A 17553-nucleotide genomic window follows, 5' to 3' on the forward strand; every position below is an offset into this window, starting at 1 on the left:
TCATCTGATTGGGACAAAGTATTATGGAGATTAAAGGCAAGTTTTCGCTAAAAATATTTTTATCGTTATTTGTTGTTATTTTCATCCCTGTCGCCATTGTTTTTCTCAATTTGGCGCGTTTGCAATCTGATTCCGCTGCCGTCTCGCCGGAAGAAAATTTTTGGTTTTTCCTTATTGTATTGGCTGTCGCTATTGCCCTGGCAGCGCTGGCGACGCGCGCGCTGTGCAATTCATTGTACGAACGTATGCACAATTACAATAAAATCGCGCGCAAGATCGCCGGCGGACAATTCGAGCTTCGCATTCCAGTGGATGCGGACGACGAACTGGGAAAATTCGGCAGATTTTTTAACATGCTCACCAAAGAACACCATGAGATCAAAAAGAAAAACGTGGGCGAAAAATTGTTTGAGTGGGAAAAAATTCAAGCAATTTTGAAAAACATCGGCGATGGCGTCATCGTGATTGACAATTTCAACCGCATCGAATTGATGAATGCTGTGTCTGAAAATTGGTTCAACGTGACTAAACAGGACTATCAGTCAATGGAGTTGGGCAAACTGATAACAGACGAAAAACTGCTCGGTCTCATCGAGAAAGTCAAAAACGGAACAAACACCAGCGAGGAAAAAGTTGAAATTGAAATTGTGCCGGAAAATCAGCGCCGCCCCATTATTTTACAAGCCATCGCAACGAAAGTGATTGGCGACAACCGCAAGCTTTTCGGGCTGGCGATTGCCCTGCGCGATCTCACGCGGGAGAAAGAAATTGATCGCAAAAAATCCGAAGTCGTGTCCATGGTTTCTCACGAACTCAGATCGCCGCTGACTTCGATCACTGGCTTCAGCGAGCTTCTTTTGGACGAAGGCGTCTCCCGGGAACAATCTCGCGAATACACCGCCATCATCCTCAAAGAATCGCGCCGTTTGAGCGAGTTGATCAATAAATATCTGGACATTTCGCGCATCGAATCGGGCAAGTCCGAAATACACAAAACGCCAGTGACCATGGACGACGTGATTCAAAGCGTCGTCAGCATGAACGCCTTCCTTTCTGATTCCAAAAATATTCAAACAAAAATTCGCTTTCCGGAGAAAGTTTCTCAGGTCAATGCCGATCGGCAAATGATGGGGGAAGTTATTTTGAATCTGTTTTCCAATGCGGTCAAGTACAGCCCACCGGACACGACGATCACTATTTCCATTGAAGAAACCGGAAATGAACAAATCATTAGCGTCGCGGACCAAGGCTATGGCATATCGGAACAAGATTTGGACCGTATTTTTGATAAATTCTATCGCGCCACCGGATCGGCAGAAGTTCAGGAAGAAAAAGGAAGCGGACTGGGACTGGCGTTAGTGAAAGAAATCATTCACAGGCACAACGGTAGAGTCTGGGCGGAAAGCAGACCCAAACAAGGCTCCACTTTTTTCATCGCGCTGCCGATTATGGAAAAGGATGCGATATTATCTTAAAAAAAGCTTGCGGATAAGTATCTTTTTGGCCGTAGTGATGCGCGGGTTAGCTTGCTAAAAAGTTTTGTTACCGCAAAAACGCGAAGAACGCAAAGCAAAATAATCAGTTTTTTTCTTGGCGAACCGTGCGCGTTTACCGGGGAATTATGCAACTTGTTGCGTTGGGTTTTGATTTTGAAAAACAACGATTTTCAGGCTTCTTTCTGAGACGAATCAATTTTACATCCTACTGAAGTTATCTGACAAATCTTCTCCATAAATGTTTCATATTTCCAAGAATTAGCGCCAAGGCGGTGTTTGGATGATGCAAATATTTATTCCGAACGAAAATCAAAGCAGAATAAATTCGATTTACTGAACGGCTCTTCTAATTCAGTAATTTTGACGGGGATCACTGTCACAAAAACGAAACTTTTTTATTTTGAATAAGTTAACTAATGATTAGAGAATAACGAACAAACCATTTAATTGACTTTCCGCGCAGAATTATGGTATTATCGCCAAAAAATAAAAAAAATTTTTCATTGCGCCATCGCGATGGGATTGATGATTTAGAAAATTTCATTAATGATCATATTTACAAAAGCAGCCGCTCTGCCGTTCCGTTCAAAGTTTCCGACGAGGCGAATGAAAAAAAGACAATCCTTCTCATTGACGACGATGCGGATATGATCGACATTGGCAGAAAGATTATCGTCTCAGCCGGATACAACTTCATTTCCGCCAGGGACGGACAAGAAGGGCTGGATTATGTCTTAAAATACAAACCGGATCTGATTCTGCTCGATTATGTGATGCCGGGGATGAATGGCGCCGAAGTTTTCCAACGACTTGTCACTGGCCAACGCTTTCGCCATCTTGGCCGGACGCCGGTCATCATGTTGACTGCCAAAAGCGAGTACGACCTCAATCGCACGGCCTTGTTCGAGATGGGGCTTTCTGCGTTTTTAGTGAAGCCCTTTGGACATCGCGAACTCATTAATGTCATCGACAATGTTTTCATTTTAAATCAAGTCCGTCAAAAAAACAAAGAACTCGAACAAAAAGTCAAACGCAGTGAATACAAATATCAGGATTTGATCGAAAACGCTAATGATTTGATTTATACGCTGAATCTGAAGGGCGATTTTATTTTCATCAATAGACGGTTGAGCACTTTGACCGGATTTTCTCGCGAGGATTGGTTTGGCCGCAGTTTTTTTGACCTCGTGGCGCCCGAGGATCGCATCGAAGCACGCAACAACTTCAATCAAACGTTGCGCGGTAAGGCAAGAATTTTTGAAATTCGACTGATCTGCAAAACCGGCAGTCCTCTTTTTCTTTCCATGAACATCAATCCGATTTACGAAAAAGGCGAAGTCATCGGAGCCATTGGCATCAGCCGCGACATTACCCAACGGAAACAATTGGAAGAAGAAATTACTGAATTGAAAAATTTTAACGAAAGTATCATTCAAAGCATTGGCTCGGGTCTGATCACTCTGAATCTGAACAATCGAATTACATCGTTCAATAACAGCGCCGAGGAAATTTTGGGCTACAAGAGCGAAGAAATCGTCGGCAGATCCATCTACGATATTTTCCCGCGAGAAGAGTGCGAGCGGCTTGTCGCGCCCACGAACAGCAATTATCGCTTTCCGCTCAATCGCGAAATGGAATTGACGCGAAGTGACGGCTCTCGCGTATTCATTGGCTACAGCGTCTTTTCTCGCATCGACAATCACAATCTCCGCGTAGGTTCAATCATCTCTTTTCGCGACATTTCTCAGATTAAACAGATGCAAATGGAAGTCGTTCGCATGGACAGATTGGCGTCCATGGGCGTATTGGCGTCGGGTATCGCCCACGAAGTCCGAAATCCTCTGGCAGGCATCAAAACGATGGCGCAGACATTGGAAGAAGAAATGACGCCTCATGATTCGCGACGAGAATATCTGACGCGAATTATCAATCAGGTCAATCGTCTGGATGAGTTGCTGAAATCTTTGTTCAGTTTCGCCAAACCGCAGCAGCCCGATCGCAAGCTGCAGCGGCTGCCGGAAATTATCAGAGAAGTGGACATCCTTTTCGAGGAACGATTTAAGAAGAAAAACATTAAATACATAAAAAAATTGGACGCGAGTCTGCCAAAAATTTTTGTCGATTTTCATCAAATCCAGCAAGTATTCATCAATCTGTATCTGAATTCGCTGGATGCCATGCCCAAAGGCGGCGAATTTGAGATTTCCGCCGAACCCATTCGGACGATCATCTTTCCGCGCGACCGGCGAAAAAAGTTTTTTTTGGGCGAAAATAAGGAATCTTTGTACGTAGAAGTCAAAGTCCGCGATACCGGCGTGGGCATTAAGCCAGATGAAAAGAAAGTCATCTTCGACCCATTTTTCACCACAAAACCGCAGGGAACAGGCCTCGGGCTTTCAATCGTCTATCGCATTGTTGAAGAGCACAGAGGCGAAATTTCCGTTGACAGCGAAACAGGAATAGGAACCACATTTACAATTTTATTACCGACCGAGGAGTAGAGATTAGATGAAGGAACGAATTTTAATTGTTGACGATGAAGAAGATTTGACGTTAGGCTATTCCAAATGCCTCAGCAAAGTGGGCTATGAAGTATCGAGCGCCAGCTCGGGAGAACAGGCGTTAGATTTACTTCGCGAAGAAATTTTTGACCTTGTTTTTCTTGATATACGCCTTCCGAAATTAGACGGAATGGAAGTGTTGAAAAAAGCGCTGGAGATCGACCCGGACCTGATCGTGGTCATGATGACAGCGCACGGCAGCGTGGAGTCCGCGGTAGAAGCCATGCGCATGGGGGCGCATCATTATTTGATGAAAGGATTTGATCACGAAGAATTGCGCATGGTGGCGAAAAAGGCGCTGGAATTCGGTAATTTGCGCCGCGAAATTTCTCACTTGAAATTGCAGGATCGGCGACGCTACCCGGACACAGCAATTTTTGGCAACAGCCCAAAAATGCGAAAAATAAAAGATCTGATTAAAGTAGTCGCCAGAACTCCCAAGACGTCGGTGCTGATTCAGGGCGAAAGCGGGACGGGGAAAGAGCTTGTCGCCTGGGCGGTCCACAATTGGAGCGCACGGCGCGATAAGCCCATGATCCCGATCAATTGCAGCGCCATTCCGGAAACGCTGATGGAAAGCGAGCTTTTTGGTTTTGAGAAAGGCGCGTTTACCGACGCCAAAAGCATGAAAAAAGGCGTATTTGAATTGGCGCACGGCGGCACTATTTTTCTGGACGAAATTTCCAGCATGAATCCGACGCTGCAACCCAAATTGCTGCGCGTGATCGAAAGCCAGAGCTTCCGCCGCATCGGAGGCACATCTGACATTAAAATCAGCGTCCGCATCATCGCCGCCAGCAATCGCGATTTGTTTGAATGCGTCAAAGACGGCTCTTTCCGCGAAGACCTCTACTATCGCCTCAAGGTGATGGAAATTAACCTACCGCCGCTGAAGGAACGGTTGGAAGATATTATTCCCATGGCGAAACTTTTCATTGAGCAAAACAATAAAGAATTTTCTAAAAAAATCAGAGGCATCACCGAGCGCGCGCAGCAGCTTTTGATCAGCTACGACTGGCCCGGCAATGTGCGGGAACTCAAAAACATCATCGAGCGCGCAGCGATTTTATGCCAGGGAGACATAATTGATGTGGAGCATCTGGCGATTGAAATACAAAACGCGCCTCGAAAAGAGAATATTACAGTGCCTGAGATATCGATCCCCGACATTGAACCTGAACCGGCAAAACCGAAAGAACCGCTAACATTGCAGGAAGTGGAGAGAGAACACATCATTAAAACGCTGAACGAATTTAACGGCAACAAATCCAAAGCAGCCAGAGCCCTGCAAATCTCTCGATCTACGTTGCGGGAAAAGCTCAAACAATACGGCATCGATTGACGCGAATAATAAAGTTTCAGCTTTCAAAGAGCGGCCTTTTCCCGAAAGCCGCTCTTTTTCTTTCAGAACTGTAATAAGCTTACAGTTTTGGCATCGGCTTTTCCTGATTTCCTTCAATTTTCTTCTGAATAGATTTATTTTTACTATTTCCCGCACCCATGAGCAAATTCCGTCCAGCGCGATGGTTCGATTTCCAAAAGATCATCCCATTTATTTGCGAAAATAGGTTGCTATTTGCAAACTTGCCGCTTCTTTTTGCAACACTGGTAATTTTTACAGTTTTGTAATTGGTAATTATTTATTGTTTTTATTAAAATTAATCTACCGAAAATACCTACCTTAATATTTATCAATCAATTGGCATAATATTTGTAGAAATTGAAGGCGATGACACCATAGAACTGCAACTCAGGGAAAGCAACAATGGATTACGTTTCCAAACGCATTTTGATCGTCGACGACGAAGAAGATCTGACATGGAGCCTGACACGGAACCTAAGGCGCACATTTGAAAATTTAAAAATCTATTCCACCACTTCCGGAAAAGAAGCCTATCAGATTCTGAAAACGAAAAAATTGGATCTGCTCATTTCCGACATTAAGATGCCGGACATGGACGGATTGGCATTGTTGTCGTTCGTCAAAAAAAACAAACCCGACCTGAAAGTCATCCTGATGACTTCCTTCGAAAACCCGGACTATCGTCGTATCGCAGACGGCGTCCACGTCCATTTTTTTGAAAAACCTTTCGAAATCGAAAATCTGAAAAAACAGATTCAACAAATATTGCGCTTGAAAAACGGCTTGTCCGCAGAGGCACTTTCCGGACATAATTTGATAGATTTAATCAAAAATCTTTATCATATAAAATATAGCGGTTGTTTACGTGTACAAAACGGCTGTTCGACCGGAGAAATCTATTTCAAAGCCGGCGTTATCATTGATGCAATTGCTAACAGATTATCCGGCGAAATGGCGCTCATTCATCTTTTGAGCTGGGAGCAAGTGGAAAAAGCGGAGAAATTAATCAATCTAAAACCAAAGCAACAAACCGTTTATTACGGTTGGAAAATGTTACAAAAAGAGCTGCTTGCAGCGTAAAAAACAGACTTTCTATAGGGGCGAAAAATATGGGCGAAGTAATTGCCATTGTCAGCCAGAAAGGCGGCGTCGGCAAAACCACCACCGTCATTAATTTAGGCGCCAGTCTGGCAGCGAAAGGCAAATCGGTATTGCTGATCGACATGGATCCGCAGCGGCAGGTGGCGGCGAGTTTTCATGTCAGCGACTACGAATTGCCGTGGGGGATTTTGGATATTGTTGCCGACAAAAAAACGAGTGCAACGGACGCGGTCTTTCAGACGGCGGCGCCGAATTTGTGCCTCGCCACAATAACGTCGGCCCGTTTTGACAAAAAAAAATCAGGTGAAATTTTGACTGAGCGAGAAGACAAATTGAAAGAAACCGTGGCAAAATTTGCCAATCAATACGATTTTGTATTGCTGGATTGTCCGTCTTCCTCGGGAAGTTTCACATCAGCGGCGTTGAAAATTGCAGACTCGTTGATCGTCCCGGTTCAATGCGAATATTATGCAATTCGATCGCTGGGCATGTCGCTCAAATATATTCAGCAGATAAAAATTCGCCACAATCCGAAACTGCGCTATCGCGGAATTCTCATTACCATGGTGGATTTGCGCAGCCGCCTGGCGAAGATAGTCTGGGAGCGGCTTCAAGTTACTTTGGCCGGCGCGCTTTTCAAGACCTACATCCCGCGAAACATTCGTTTGGCCGAGGTGCCATTGTATGGCATGCCGGTACAACAAATTGACCGAAACAGTACAGGCGCGCAAAGCTATTTGCATCTGGCAGAGGAAATTTTGCATCAGCGCGGAACACATGAATCAACTTCATTCAAAACGCCACTAAAAATGGCAAATAATTATTAATCACAACAAATTGATTTTATTGTAATTACAAGGCTGCTCTTTTAAATTATTTATTATCATTGAAGTTATATTAAAACAAGAACATTTAGGCTTGCTTTTTAGAAAATCTCAATTATTTCAAAATCTTAGCCGCGACAATTATTCTTTACAGTTGTTTGATTTTACTAAAATTAGACGAAATTGAAAATCGGCGGCTGAAAATTTTTCATAATTTTTTAAGTTTGGCGTTAAATTTGTTACATATAGAATCAAAGGATATGGGGCGCTTTATCAGCGGATAGTTAACCGGTTAATTATTAAAATGTTAGCAGTAGCCTAATTCCAGAACCGATTGTTCTGATTTTCAAATTTGTATTCTGGATTTTGAGGAGGTTTCGGAGATGATACACTTGATTATGCAAAATTCGTTGACAAAGACCCTGATTGTCGTCACAATTTTGATGTTTGTTTTTATTACCAGTGTGAGTTTTTCCTATCATTATTATTCAAAAAGCGAAACATCAAAAAAGATGGAAAACCTTGAGCAGACTGCTTCGCAGATTCAGTCGGTTTTGGATATGAAGAGTAGGGAACAACACAATATCCAAAAGATCATCGCCATCATCAATATCTACAATCAGGATATGTCGTCGGAGCTCAAACATAAAATTGCGCGCGAGATCAACAAAATGTGTCTGAAGTACACGAATTTGAACGTGGATTTGATTTGCGCGACGATTACGCACGAGAGCGCGCTAAGCTGGGATCCCAAAGTGGTCTCTCCGGTCGGCGCAATGGGCTTGATGCAAATCATGCCCGAGACCGGAATCAAATTGGCCGCAGAAGAAGGGACCAAATGGACTTCGGCGGAAGATATTCTGTTCGATCCGATCATTAATATTCGCCTCGGTTGTCGTTATCTGTCCCAACTGATTCAGGAATATGAAATAGACGGCGGATTGGCAGCGTACAATGGGGGCGAAAAACGGGCGAAACTCTGGCTCGAGAAACGAAATGACAAGAGCGATTTCACTTTGCTCTGGGAAGAGACGCAATTTTACGTTCCTTCCATTTTGAAACTTTACGCCCAATTTCAAAATCAAAAGAGCGTCTTTTGAATAATTCGCTGACTTATATTTTCGACAATAGGAAAGAAAAACTTTGGATTGCCAAAAGCAAGGAGAATCTGTTGAAATTTTCAACGATTCTCTGCTTTTTTCTTTTCAAATTCAACGCAACCATTGCGCTTGTTCTCCATTGACAAATGAGTGTAAATGACATCCGAGTAGAGGCAACGATGACAACACAAAACAAATCATCTCTGGGGCGCGAATTTGTCGAAGAACTGATCAAGTTGTTCTTCAACCCAAAAAGCTATTTTTATCACACATTTGAAAAACTGCTCCGTCACAAACCGCTCCCTAAAAAGACCGCTGACGCGCGAGCCATCGAATTGATGGGTAGCTTGTTATTTTTGTTAAGCCGAGCAAACAACGCCAATGGCGTCCTCAAGGAAGTAAGTCAACTCAAAGGGTTTGAAGATGTTTATTCTTCGCTGGAAAATGAACTGATTACGATTCGATTAGAACAATTGGACAAAGAAGACACCAAAAAATTCATTTCAGAATTAGCCGCCAAAACCTTTGCTCAATGGAAGCGCCGGTTATCTAATCCTTCATTTCATAATTACTTGCGCGCTTATATTAAATTAAAAGAGAGTTTGTTTAATTTGCTGGAAAACACAAACGCTTCGGACACATATCTGGACGCAGGAGACATCGACAATCTTCTGCTGGATAAAAATCCCATTTCGCTGTTTGACAATTCAGCGCTAGCGGAAAAGCGCGAAAAGACGCATCAGAAAGAAAATAACGCTTTTAGAAAATTTTTCGGAGAAGAGCTGAAAAGTACGCTTGAACCGATAAACACAGATTTTCAAGAAATTCGCGCGAAAGACACGCAAGCTGCTTATCTGCAATCCGTGCAGGAAATTTTTCAGAAAATTCTTGAACTGGCAAACTTCCACGATTACGTCAATGTCAAACAAATCTGTCAAGAGACATTAGCTTTTTTGGATAGAGTTTCACAACCGACGCATCTCTTTAGCAAAAATGACTACAATTTATTGCAGGCGGCGCGCGTCCAGATCGTTAACTCCGTCGCTAAACCTAACTCCAATGGACTGCATGAATTTCTCGACGCTATCAGGCGCGGCAAATTTGATCCGCCCGTTGAAAAAACGCCGGAAGACAAACCGGACGCAGCCTGGAAAGATAGCCAGGTCGAATACAACACAATGATTACTCCGCAATCTGAGCCTGAAGCCGAGCCAGAAAATACAGCAGAAAGCAACGAAACAAGCCAGCCTTCTCTTGACGATGAGGAGGAAATTCATTTTGCGCTGCCCGGCGAAGATAGCGAAGAAGTAATAAACCTGATCAAAGACGTGAGTCTTTCCGTCAATCTTCCGCAAACGCGTGAACCCGACAAAACGAAACACGACGATTCGGACAAAACACCGACGCCCCCCATCGACTATCAGTCGCTCAAAGGCGCGACAGAGCGGGAGGCGCATCAGACTTTTGCCCAACAGGCAAAACCAATGGCGAAAATAATTTTTGATTCTTTGAAATTACTCAAAGAAGACTACCATCGGCATGCGCAGCGCATCGAAGACATTGAGTTGGCGAGCGCCTCTCTGAAGCATCTTGCCCGAAAGCTCAATTTGCACAAACTCGCCTTCTTCCCAGAATTGGTGGAGTCCATTTGTATTAATGTGAGCGCGGCTGAATTGAAAATTCCAACTGGATTTTTGGCGTCTATCGCCAAAGGAGTCAAGCATTTAATTTCTTACAATCCGGACGACGAAAGCCATGAGGCAATACTCATCGACATTCTTTCTGACTTGAAACGATATTACGCGCACACGGTCAAGGTGATCGAACAAACACAATTAGCGTCTTCATAGCGGTTAGCAAGAGAAAAAATAAACGAGGACAATGGAATGGGCAAAGGCGGCATTTTTAAGGACAGGCAGACAAAACCAAAAACTAACGACGAAGAACTGGAAAATCTCATTAAAATGCACCAGACCGTCATCAAGGTTGTGGGGACTGGCGGTGCTGGAAATAACACTATCTCCCGATTGAAAGAAATTGACATCCAGGGGATTGAAACCGTCGCCGTGAACACGGACGCTCAGGATTTGTTGTTCACAAAATCAGAAAATAAATTGCTCATTGGAAAAACTGTCACCCGCGGCTTGGGCGCCGGAAGTGACCCGCAGATCGGAGAAGAAGCTGCCAGAGAAAACGAGGAAGAAATTAAGGCTTTTCTGAAGGGCGCGGACATTGTTTTTGTCACTTGCGGCCTCGGCGGCGGAACAGGAACGGGCTCGGCGCCGGTCATTGCAGAAATCGCTCGCAGTCTGGAAACGCTCACCATCGCTGTCGTAACAATGCCTTTCACAGACGAAGGCACGCTTAAAAATGACAATGCCAGCGGCGGTTTAGAAAAATTACGCAAAAACGCGGATACTGTCATTGTCATTAAAAATGATCGCTTACTCGAATTAGTCCCTGATTTGCCGATAAACGCCGCCTTTAAAGTCGCTGACGAAATTCTCGTCAACGCGGTAAAAGGAATCACCGAGTTGATCACCAAAAAAGGGCTCGTAAATCTGGATTTCGCCGACGTCAAGACAATCATGAAAAACGGCGATACGGCAATGATTGGCATCGGCGAAAGCGACGCGGAAAATAGAGTTGAAGACTCCGTCAGGCTGGCCATTAGCAATCCCCTTCTCGACATTGACATTACCGGAGCCAAAAGCGCCCTGTTGCACATTGAGGGCGACGACTCTCTGACTATCAGCGACGCCAGAAATATCATGGTCGCAATTTCCCGAAAATTGGACCCCAACGCCAAAATTGTCTGGGGCGCCAGCATCAATCCTGATATCAAAAATAAAATTAAAGTGCTCATTATCGCCACCGGATTAGATCCGTCGGCGCAAAACAAGCGGAAAGCGCAAATTTCCGTTTCAGTCCCTAAAGCCGCCAAAAGTCCAACCGAGATTCTGAACGCCACCGCCGATACTTCTGCCCAATCCGTGGCAATAAATGGCGCCGAGAAAAAAGAGAAACCGAACAAAAATGTTTTTCACCAAATTTTCGAAGACGATATCAAGGGTGATCTGAATATTATGCGCGAGGCGATTGCGATTTTAACGATGAGCCCCAGCGACACTCATGCATTGCGCAACATCAAAAATGCAGCGAGCGGCATCAAAAGCGCCGCCCAGCTTTACGCCAACAAGCCGGTGGAAGATTTCGCAACGTTCATCGCAGATTTGTTTGACCTGATTGTTTCGGATCGGCTGGCGTTTCATGCCGGATTTTTAAATTTGATGAAAAAAGTGCCGCTGATCATGGAAGGCATGATTTCCGGCTACACTGTCGCTATCGATGACGCGCAGCAAGTCATTGAGCAGATGAGTTTGCTGCTGGATCAGGACGGCGCGAAAAAGAACAAGCCTGCGGCGCCAAAGCCGCCGGAAAAAGATTCCAACGGCACACCCGAAGATGACGCGGACGATGATTTTTTAATTGACACTTCGGACTTGGAAGATCATTTGCGAATGGATTTGAATTAGTTTTTCCTTGATTAGCAAAAAACCCGATTTTTCTAAAAAATCGGGTTTCTGCATTTTTACCGAAAAACTTCCCCGTTAAAAATTCCCTTGCACTCCCAAGATGAAAGTTCTTGGCTGCATCAGATTGCTCTCCATTGGCGCGTAATTGTACTGCAGCAGATTTTTCACGCTCGCTTGTAGCGTAATTTTTCGCGCGTCCAGCGACAAGCGCACATCCCAGAATTTCATCGGCACGCGATCATTGATGGGGTAAATTTGCACTTCGGCGATTTTGGAAGCGTAGCGATAATCCACCTGCAATTGCAAACCGCGCCACCCGAACGAAGTTTTGATTGTAGCCAATAATTTCGGTCGATACGTGAGGGGCTCGTGCCATTTCAAATCTTCGTGATTCATCGCTGTAATACTGATCTGGCTATTGAAATCAAATTTTTGTTTGGAAACGGAAAAAGGAAAATTAAAATTAGTAGTCGCCTCGATGCCCTGAATTCTCGCTCGGGTGATGTTGCGAAATTGCACCTGCCCGCGAATCAAATCCAGATGTGCTTCGATCATGCGCCAATATTCGTTATCAAAAAATGAGACGTCGATGTTCCAATCTTCTGTGAAATATTGCCGAAATCCTACATCGAAGGCCCAGGAACTTTCCGCTTTCAAATCCGGATTGGAAATAATTTTGAAATTCATGATGCTCAATTCCAGAAACCGCTCGACGATTGTAGCCGCGCGAAATCCGCTGCCGGCAGAAGCACGCAACGTCGTTGTTTCAAACGGTTGCCAGTTAATTCCCAGACGCGGACTAAACAAATCTTCTTTCAGCCCGCCGATGAGTTGATAGCGGTCGTAGCGCAGGCCGGTTGTCAACCGCAAATTTTTTCTCAATTTCCATTCGTCTTGAATGAACGGGCCTAGAGAATAACCGCGATGATTGCCAAAATATTTGTTGCTGCCCGCGTCGTGCTGATATTGTACGCCAAAAGTGACCATGTGCCCGTACCGAGGAATCCAATCCGCCTGGAATTCCAGGCCTTCGCCGTAGGCAGGATTAAATCCGGCGTTTCCGCCGAACTGATTTCCCATCAGCGTGCGCACCATGGACGCGCGAAAATTCAACCCAAACCGCGGCGACAGCGGGATCGCTAATTTAGCGTACAAATTGAGTTGGTTTGTCGTCGCGTAATTATCCAGATTGCTTTCGTCCACTTCGTAGGGGTCGTTTTGTCCCTTCCACTGGACGAAAAATCCGCGGTCGATGTAACTGTACGCCGCGTAACCGGTCCATTTTATTTTGTTAGCAAAAACGTAATCGAATTTACCCGTCAAATTATATTTTTCAAAAGCACCCAATTGCTGATAGCCGGTCGAGACAAATCTTCCCGCAGAAACGCGCATACCAAAAGGGCCAAATTTTTTACTGTAACTGAGATCAAATCTGGAATAAAAAAGGCGCTCATGATTTGTCCAGTACCATTCTTCGTAATAAGGGTGGTCGTATTTGCCAAAGATGGATGAAAACATGAATTTTCCTTCCGGAGACGGCGATTTTGTAATCACATTGACCACGCCGCCGAGAGCCGAAGCGCCCCAGAGCGTGGAACCGGCGCCCTTGAGAATTTCGATCTGCTCGATGTCCAGCGGCGGCAACATGTCCCAGTTGAATTCGCCGGTGTCCGCCGCGTAAACCGGCACGCCATCGAGCAACAGCAGCACTTTGTTTCCGGCGCCGAAAGTGTAACCTGTGGAACCGCGAATATTGATTTGATCGCCGATAAAATTTACGCCGGGTGCCGTTTCCAGCGATTCGATCAAATTCGTTGCGTTGCGCCGGGCGATATCCTTTGCCGTCACAACAGACAGCGACACCGGCGCCTGGTCGAGACGCTGTTTCACTTTTCCGGCGGAAATCACGATCGGATCAAATTCGATGGGCGTCTCTTTCAATTTTACATTCAGTGTCACTTCTTTCCCTGGCCCAGCATAAATATTTTTTTTCGTCTGAGAACGATAGCCGATCATGGAAATTCTCAAATCGTAATTGCCCGGCGGAATATTTTCGATGATAAATCTTCCTTCAAGATTCGTGCTGGCGCCGAACAGTGTGCCCAAAATTTGCACATTTGCGCCAGGCAGAGGCGTTCCCTTCTGAGCGTCCACAACCGTTCCGCGAATCACGCCTCTGGAAAAAGCGAGCGCCGGAAAGAACAAAATCAGAATGACAAAAATTAGCGTTCTTTTCATTTCACTCATTTTCCTGACTAATTCTTTTTTCCATTTTGGTGTATTATTGAATATGAGATTTTCAATTTTTGCTAAAATTTGAAAAATTGATACAGAGTCGACAAAGATAACGCTATTCTCACAACTCGTCAAATTTAAGGCTTCGCAGCCGACCAATCAGCGTAAATATCAATTCCCGAAACAGTCTCGTTGTTTCCGATGGACAATTTTCCCGGCTGATCCGGATTGTCCGGATCGTGATAAAAACCGAGGGTGCGGAAATCGGTCAAATTAGCCTTTTCCGGCAGCCAAAAAACAGCGATGTAATTTACCGTTCCATGTCGTAGGGGTAGCCGATAATGATAAGGATTGCTATCAATGGAAAAATCAATGGATTTCAGCCAAACGAGGTAATGGACGTTTTCCTCGGGTTTGTATTTGTAAGCCGCCACCGCCGTTGCCAGGGTGTTGGGAGGAAACGGACCATTAAAATAAATAGTACCCTCAATCGCAGCGTCCCGGTCAACACGAGTCCAACTGGCGTAAATTTTAACCGTATCTATGGGATTTTCTTCCGTGATATCGAAAGAAAGCGGCAAAAAATTATTCCCTGCGTCAAGCGGCAAGGCTAAAATGTCCGCCAAATTAGACTTGGTTTCAGTGCTGTACCACCACAGGCTAACGGCTTCGTAGTGGTCAAAAGGCAAATCCATTTCCGTAACTACCGTGTCTTTGTCAATGGGCAGACTGTTCGGGCTCATGTAAAGCTCGTTAATTGCATGCGGCGGAAATTTGGGCATAACAACCAGATAAACACCTTCAGTGTTTTGTGGCGCTTCTCCGCGGAAATAGACCGTTGCCACTAATTTCCCCGGCAGCGGCGCCAGTCCGTGATCTACGTCGCAGTAGTAAAAAATCGAAACGGCGACGAGCAAAACGATTCCCAAAATAGTGATAATTTTCATAGTGTCCCTATTTTCTTTAACAAAATTGAGATTTTTGTTGTTCAAAAAGTTGAACTATAGTGATTCTATTTTCCAGGCCTATTTGATCAATGCGATTTTCTTCACCTGAGAAAAAGACGTTGTTTTCAAAAGAAGGAAATAAATCCCCGAGTCAGCAGTTCTGCCATTGGAAAAATTGCCATTCCACACAATGCGCTGATTGCCGGCGGCGAATTTTTCGTCAGCGAGAGTTCGGACTCGCTGTCCCAGCAGATTAAACACCTCAAGTGAAATAACTTCGGACTTTTTCAGCGAGAAATTTATCGCCACCATTGAATTCGCCGGATTGGGGTGGATTTTCAAACGGTAGTCTTTGGCAACCTCCCTGTTTTTATTCACTCCCGTCTGCTGAAATTGAATGACATAAAAACGATCGGTGTTCCATTTTGGTATTCTGACCCAGCCGTCCGACAGATCAATTGTCGGAATTTGGCGAAAATCAGTTTTGTCAAAAACCTGAAAAGAGCCGAATCCGTCCCAGGGTAAGAGTAACGGATTAATGTCCACAAAATTCTGGTCTCCGATAAATGCCAAATCCAGAGAATGCTCGTTTTTCCTAATCCAGACAGCACCGCTGGTACGCACGCCATCCAGCGCAATTTCTTCGCCATAAGGATTGAGAAAAAATCTATTTTTCAAGCGAACGCATGAAATTGTCTTTCCCTGAATTGTTTTCCTGAACACTTCTTCAGTGCCATTTGTGGCGTAAAAACCTTTCGGGGGAATATCTGTTTCATTGTACGAAAAATCATCATCTCCGAAATTAGCTATGACCTGCCAGCCATTATCGAAAGCTGTTTTTTGTACTTTCCAGTCGGACGAGAGCATTTCATGATTAGTCATTTTAGCAAATCCTGCGCTGCGAAAAACCGCACTGACGAGATGATAACTGGTGAGAAATTTTTCTCTGTTTTGCTGCCAGTAGGTAAGGCTGGGCGGCATGAACAGCGGCATGGATGCATACAAAATATTGAACAAATCTTTTTCGTCCCAGAAATTCGGAACTTTGGAAACGCCATCGCCGGTGTACCAGGTCGCCACATGCACGTCGTGGAAAACAAGCTGGTGCAGCGGAATTCGCACTGCCGGATTCATGTTGTAATCGATGAAATAATCTCCGGGCGAATCTGTTGGTGTTGCCCAGTCGTAGCCGGCATTTTCAGCCGGAGTGATGGTCATGGTTCCTTCGCCAAAATCCACATCGGAAAATGTAAAATCTCGCGCTTCCTCGCTTCCTAATACCAAATGAAAATCGTTTTTAATTTTATCTAAAAGATTAGTTCGGTTAACGGCATCATCATGTCGGGTCGCAGGATGAATCGGAGAGTAGCATTCCATTAAAGTAGATGCGGTTTCCACGTCAATGAAACGACAATTGTAATGCTCTGTGGAAAGCTCCGGCGGAATCCATTGTTCCGCATATTTCAAATGAGTGGATGAACAAGTATAGTATCCCTGAAATGGCGAACCGTCGCTGAGATAGGCAAGCCAGCCTTCGTGCAGCGAGCCATCAGCATCTACAACGACATCTTCGGGATAACCTTCAGTGCGATACCAGGGATATTCCGGATGAGTCGGAGGCCAGACATCAGTATAAATGTCGTAACGGCTGGAAAGAAGTCCGCGCGCGTTAATGCTATCGATGAGTTCGGCGAAAGATTCCGGCTGATACCAGCCGCCGCCTAAAGAAATAATCGCCCTGTCCACGCCGTAATTTTTCAGAGAATCAAGAAACATTTCAGTTCTGAACTGCCATTCCAGCGCCCAAAAATCCACTGCGCCTTTTAATTTTTCCACATCAGGATTTTCTGAGATTTTTTCCGAAAAAGTCTTCACCGGACGCAATTGTTGGACATGCCGGCGGTACCACTGACACATTTCCACGTAGCCGTTGTCATGCACAAACGTCAAATAAAATTTTCTCGGATAAGCAAATTTCCCCTTGCTCGGCGCATGGTAAAGCTGCAAATTATAATAATTTTGCATTTCATTTTTAACAAATTCGACACCTGTATCCCATGGATCGTCAGTGGTGATCATGTAGCCGGAAGTTAAATTCGTCACGCCAACAAATGCCATGGTGGATTTATATCCCCAAAAACGAAAATCCCAGAATGGGTACTGATGAGTTACGGGCAAAATCACTCCCGACGCTCTTGGAACAATGAAAAAATCTCCGGCATTGGAGAGAATCGGCGCGGGAAAAAGTATTTCTTCATTTAAATCAGAAAGCGAATCTGCCGAAAGTTGAAAAATGAGCGTGTTGTCTTGAAGCGTCAGGTCAACGGATAATTCCAAATCTTCGGGAAGATAAATACAGTGGAAAGAAAGACCGCCCTCAATGGAATCTA

At 44.7% G+C, this 17553-nt stretch carries 11 protein-coding genes; 8 read left to right on the forward strand and 3 right to left on the reverse strand.

Going from position 1 to position 17553, the window contains the following annotated elements; translation table 11 throughout:
• Positions 1 to 23: 23 nt before the first annotated feature.
• The 8 genes from GXO74_01915 (at position 24) to ftsZ (ending at position 11981) form a co-directional block, all read left to right on the forward strand.
• Entirely contained in the window at positions 24 to 1475 is a 1452-nt protein-coding gene (locus tag GXO74_01915) for a cell wall metabolism sensor histidine kinase WalK (GenBank protein NOZ60416.1), read from the forward strand.
• A gap of 488 nt (positions 1476 to 1963) precedes the next feature.
• Positions 1964 to 3997, forward strand: a complete 2034-nt coding sequence (locus GXO74_01920; protein ID NOZ60417.1) for a PAS domain S-box protein — start codon at positions 1964 to 1966, stop codon at positions 3995 to 3997.
• A 7-nt stretch (positions 3998 to 4004) separates the two neighbouring features.
• The gene (locus GXO74_01925) at positions 4005 to 5399 is read left to right on the forward strand and encodes a sigma-54-dependent Fis family transcriptional regulator (protein ID NOZ60418.1); all 1395 of its coding nucleotides are present in this window, start codon (positions 4005 to 4007) and stop codon (positions 5397 to 5399) included.
• Positions 5400 to 5822: 423 nt separating this feature from the next.
• Positions 5823 to 6500, forward strand: coding sequence for a response regulator (locus GXO74_01930; protein NOZ60419.1), 678 nt, complete (start codon positions 5823 to 5825; stop codon positions 6498 to 6500).
• 29 nt (positions 6501 to 6529) lie between these two features.
• A complete protein-coding gene (locus GXO74_01935) occupies positions 6530 to 7348 on the forward strand; it encodes a ParA family protein (GenBank protein ID NOZ60420.1) in 819 nt (272 codons plus the stop codon).
• 380 nt (positions 7349 to 7728) lie between these two features.
• Positions 7729 to 8445, forward strand: a complete 717-nt coding sequence (locus tag GXO74_01940) for a lytic transglycosylase domain-containing protein (GenBank protein NOZ60421.1) — start codon at positions 7729 to 7731, stop codon at positions 8443 to 8445.
• Between the two features lie 179 nt (positions 8446 to 8624).
• Positions 8625 to 10295, forward strand: coding sequence for a hypothetical protein (locus GXO74_01945; protein NOZ60422.1), 1671 nt, complete (start codon positions 8625 to 8627; stop codon positions 10293 to 10295).
• A gap of 36 nt (positions 10296 to 10331) precedes the next feature.
• Positions 10332 to 11981, forward strand: a complete 1650-nt coding sequence (gene ftsZ, locus GXO74_01950; GenBank protein NOZ60423.1) for a cell division protein FtsZ — start codon at positions 10332 to 10334, stop codon at positions 11979 to 11981.
• Between the two features lie 75 nt (positions 11982 to 12056).
• Here the strand turns inward: ftsZ and GXO74_01955 are convergent, their stop codons facing one another.
• The 3 genes from GXO74_01955 to GXO74_01965 all read right to left on the reverse strand — a co-directional run.
• Positions 12057 to 14219, reverse strand: coding sequence for a TonB-dependent receptor (locus tag GXO74_01955; GenBank protein ID NOZ60424.1), 2163 nt, complete (start codon positions 14217 to 14219; stop codon positions 12057 to 12059).
• A gap of 134 nt (positions 14220 to 14353) precedes the next feature.
• Positions 14354 to 15163 (reverse strand): hypothetical protein, encoded by an 810-nt coding sequence (locus GXO74_01960; protein ID NOZ60425.1) that lies wholly within the window; start codon positions 15161 to 15163, stop codon positions 14354 to 14356.
• A gap of 78 nt (positions 15164 to 15241) precedes the next feature.
• Positions 15242 to 17553: T9SS type A sorting domain-containing protein (locus tag GXO74_01965; protein ID NOZ60426.1), on the reverse strand; the 2312-nt coding region annotated here is incomplete at its 5' end.

The organism is Calditrichota bacterium (assembly GCA_013152715.1).
Lineage (GTDB): Bacteria > Zhuqueibacterota > Zhuqueibacteria > Thermofontimicrobiales > Thermofontimicrobiaceae > 4484-87.

Excerpts from the sequence above, each read along its gene's own strand:
- GXO74_01915 (NOZ60416.1), top strand. The coding sequence starts at position 24 with ATGGAGATTAAAGGCAAGTTTTCGCTAAAAATATTTTTATCGTTATTT.
- GXO74_01920 (NOZ60417.1), top strand. The coding sequence starts at position 1,964 with ATGGTATTATCGCCAAAAAATAAAAAAAATTTTTCATTGCGCCATCGC.
- GXO74_01925 (NOZ60418.1), top strand. The coding sequence starts at position 4,005 with ATGAAGGAACGAATTTTAATTGTTGACGATGAAGAAGATTTGACGTTA.
- GXO74_01930 (NOZ60419.1), top strand. The coding sequence starts at position 5,823 with ATGGATTACGTTTCCAAACGCATTTTGATCGTCGACGACGAAGAAGAT.
- GXO74_01935 (NOZ60420.1), top strand. The coding sequence starts at position 6,530 with ATGGGCGAAGTAATTGCCATTGTCAGCCAGAAAGGCGGCGTCGGCAAA.
- GXO74_01940 (NOZ60421.1), top strand. The coding sequence starts at position 7,729 with ATGATACACTTGATTATGCAAAATTCGTTGACAAAGACCCTGATTGTC.
- GXO74_01945 (NOZ60422.1), top strand. The coding sequence starts at position 8,625 with ATGACAACACAAAACAAATCATCTCTGGGGCGCGAATTTGTCGAAGAA.
- ftsZ (NOZ60423.1), top strand. The coding sequence starts at position 10,332 with ATGGGCAAAGGCGGCATTTTTAAGGACAGGCAGACAAAACCAAAAACT.
- GXO74_01955 (NOZ60424.1), bottom strand. The coding sequence starts at position 14,219 with ATGAAAAGAACGCTAATTTTTGTCATTCTGATTTTGTTCTTTCCGGCG.
- GXO74_01960 (NOZ60425.1), bottom strand. The coding sequence starts at position 15,163 with ATGAAAATTATCACTATTTTGGGAATCGTTTTGCTCGTCGCCGTTTCG.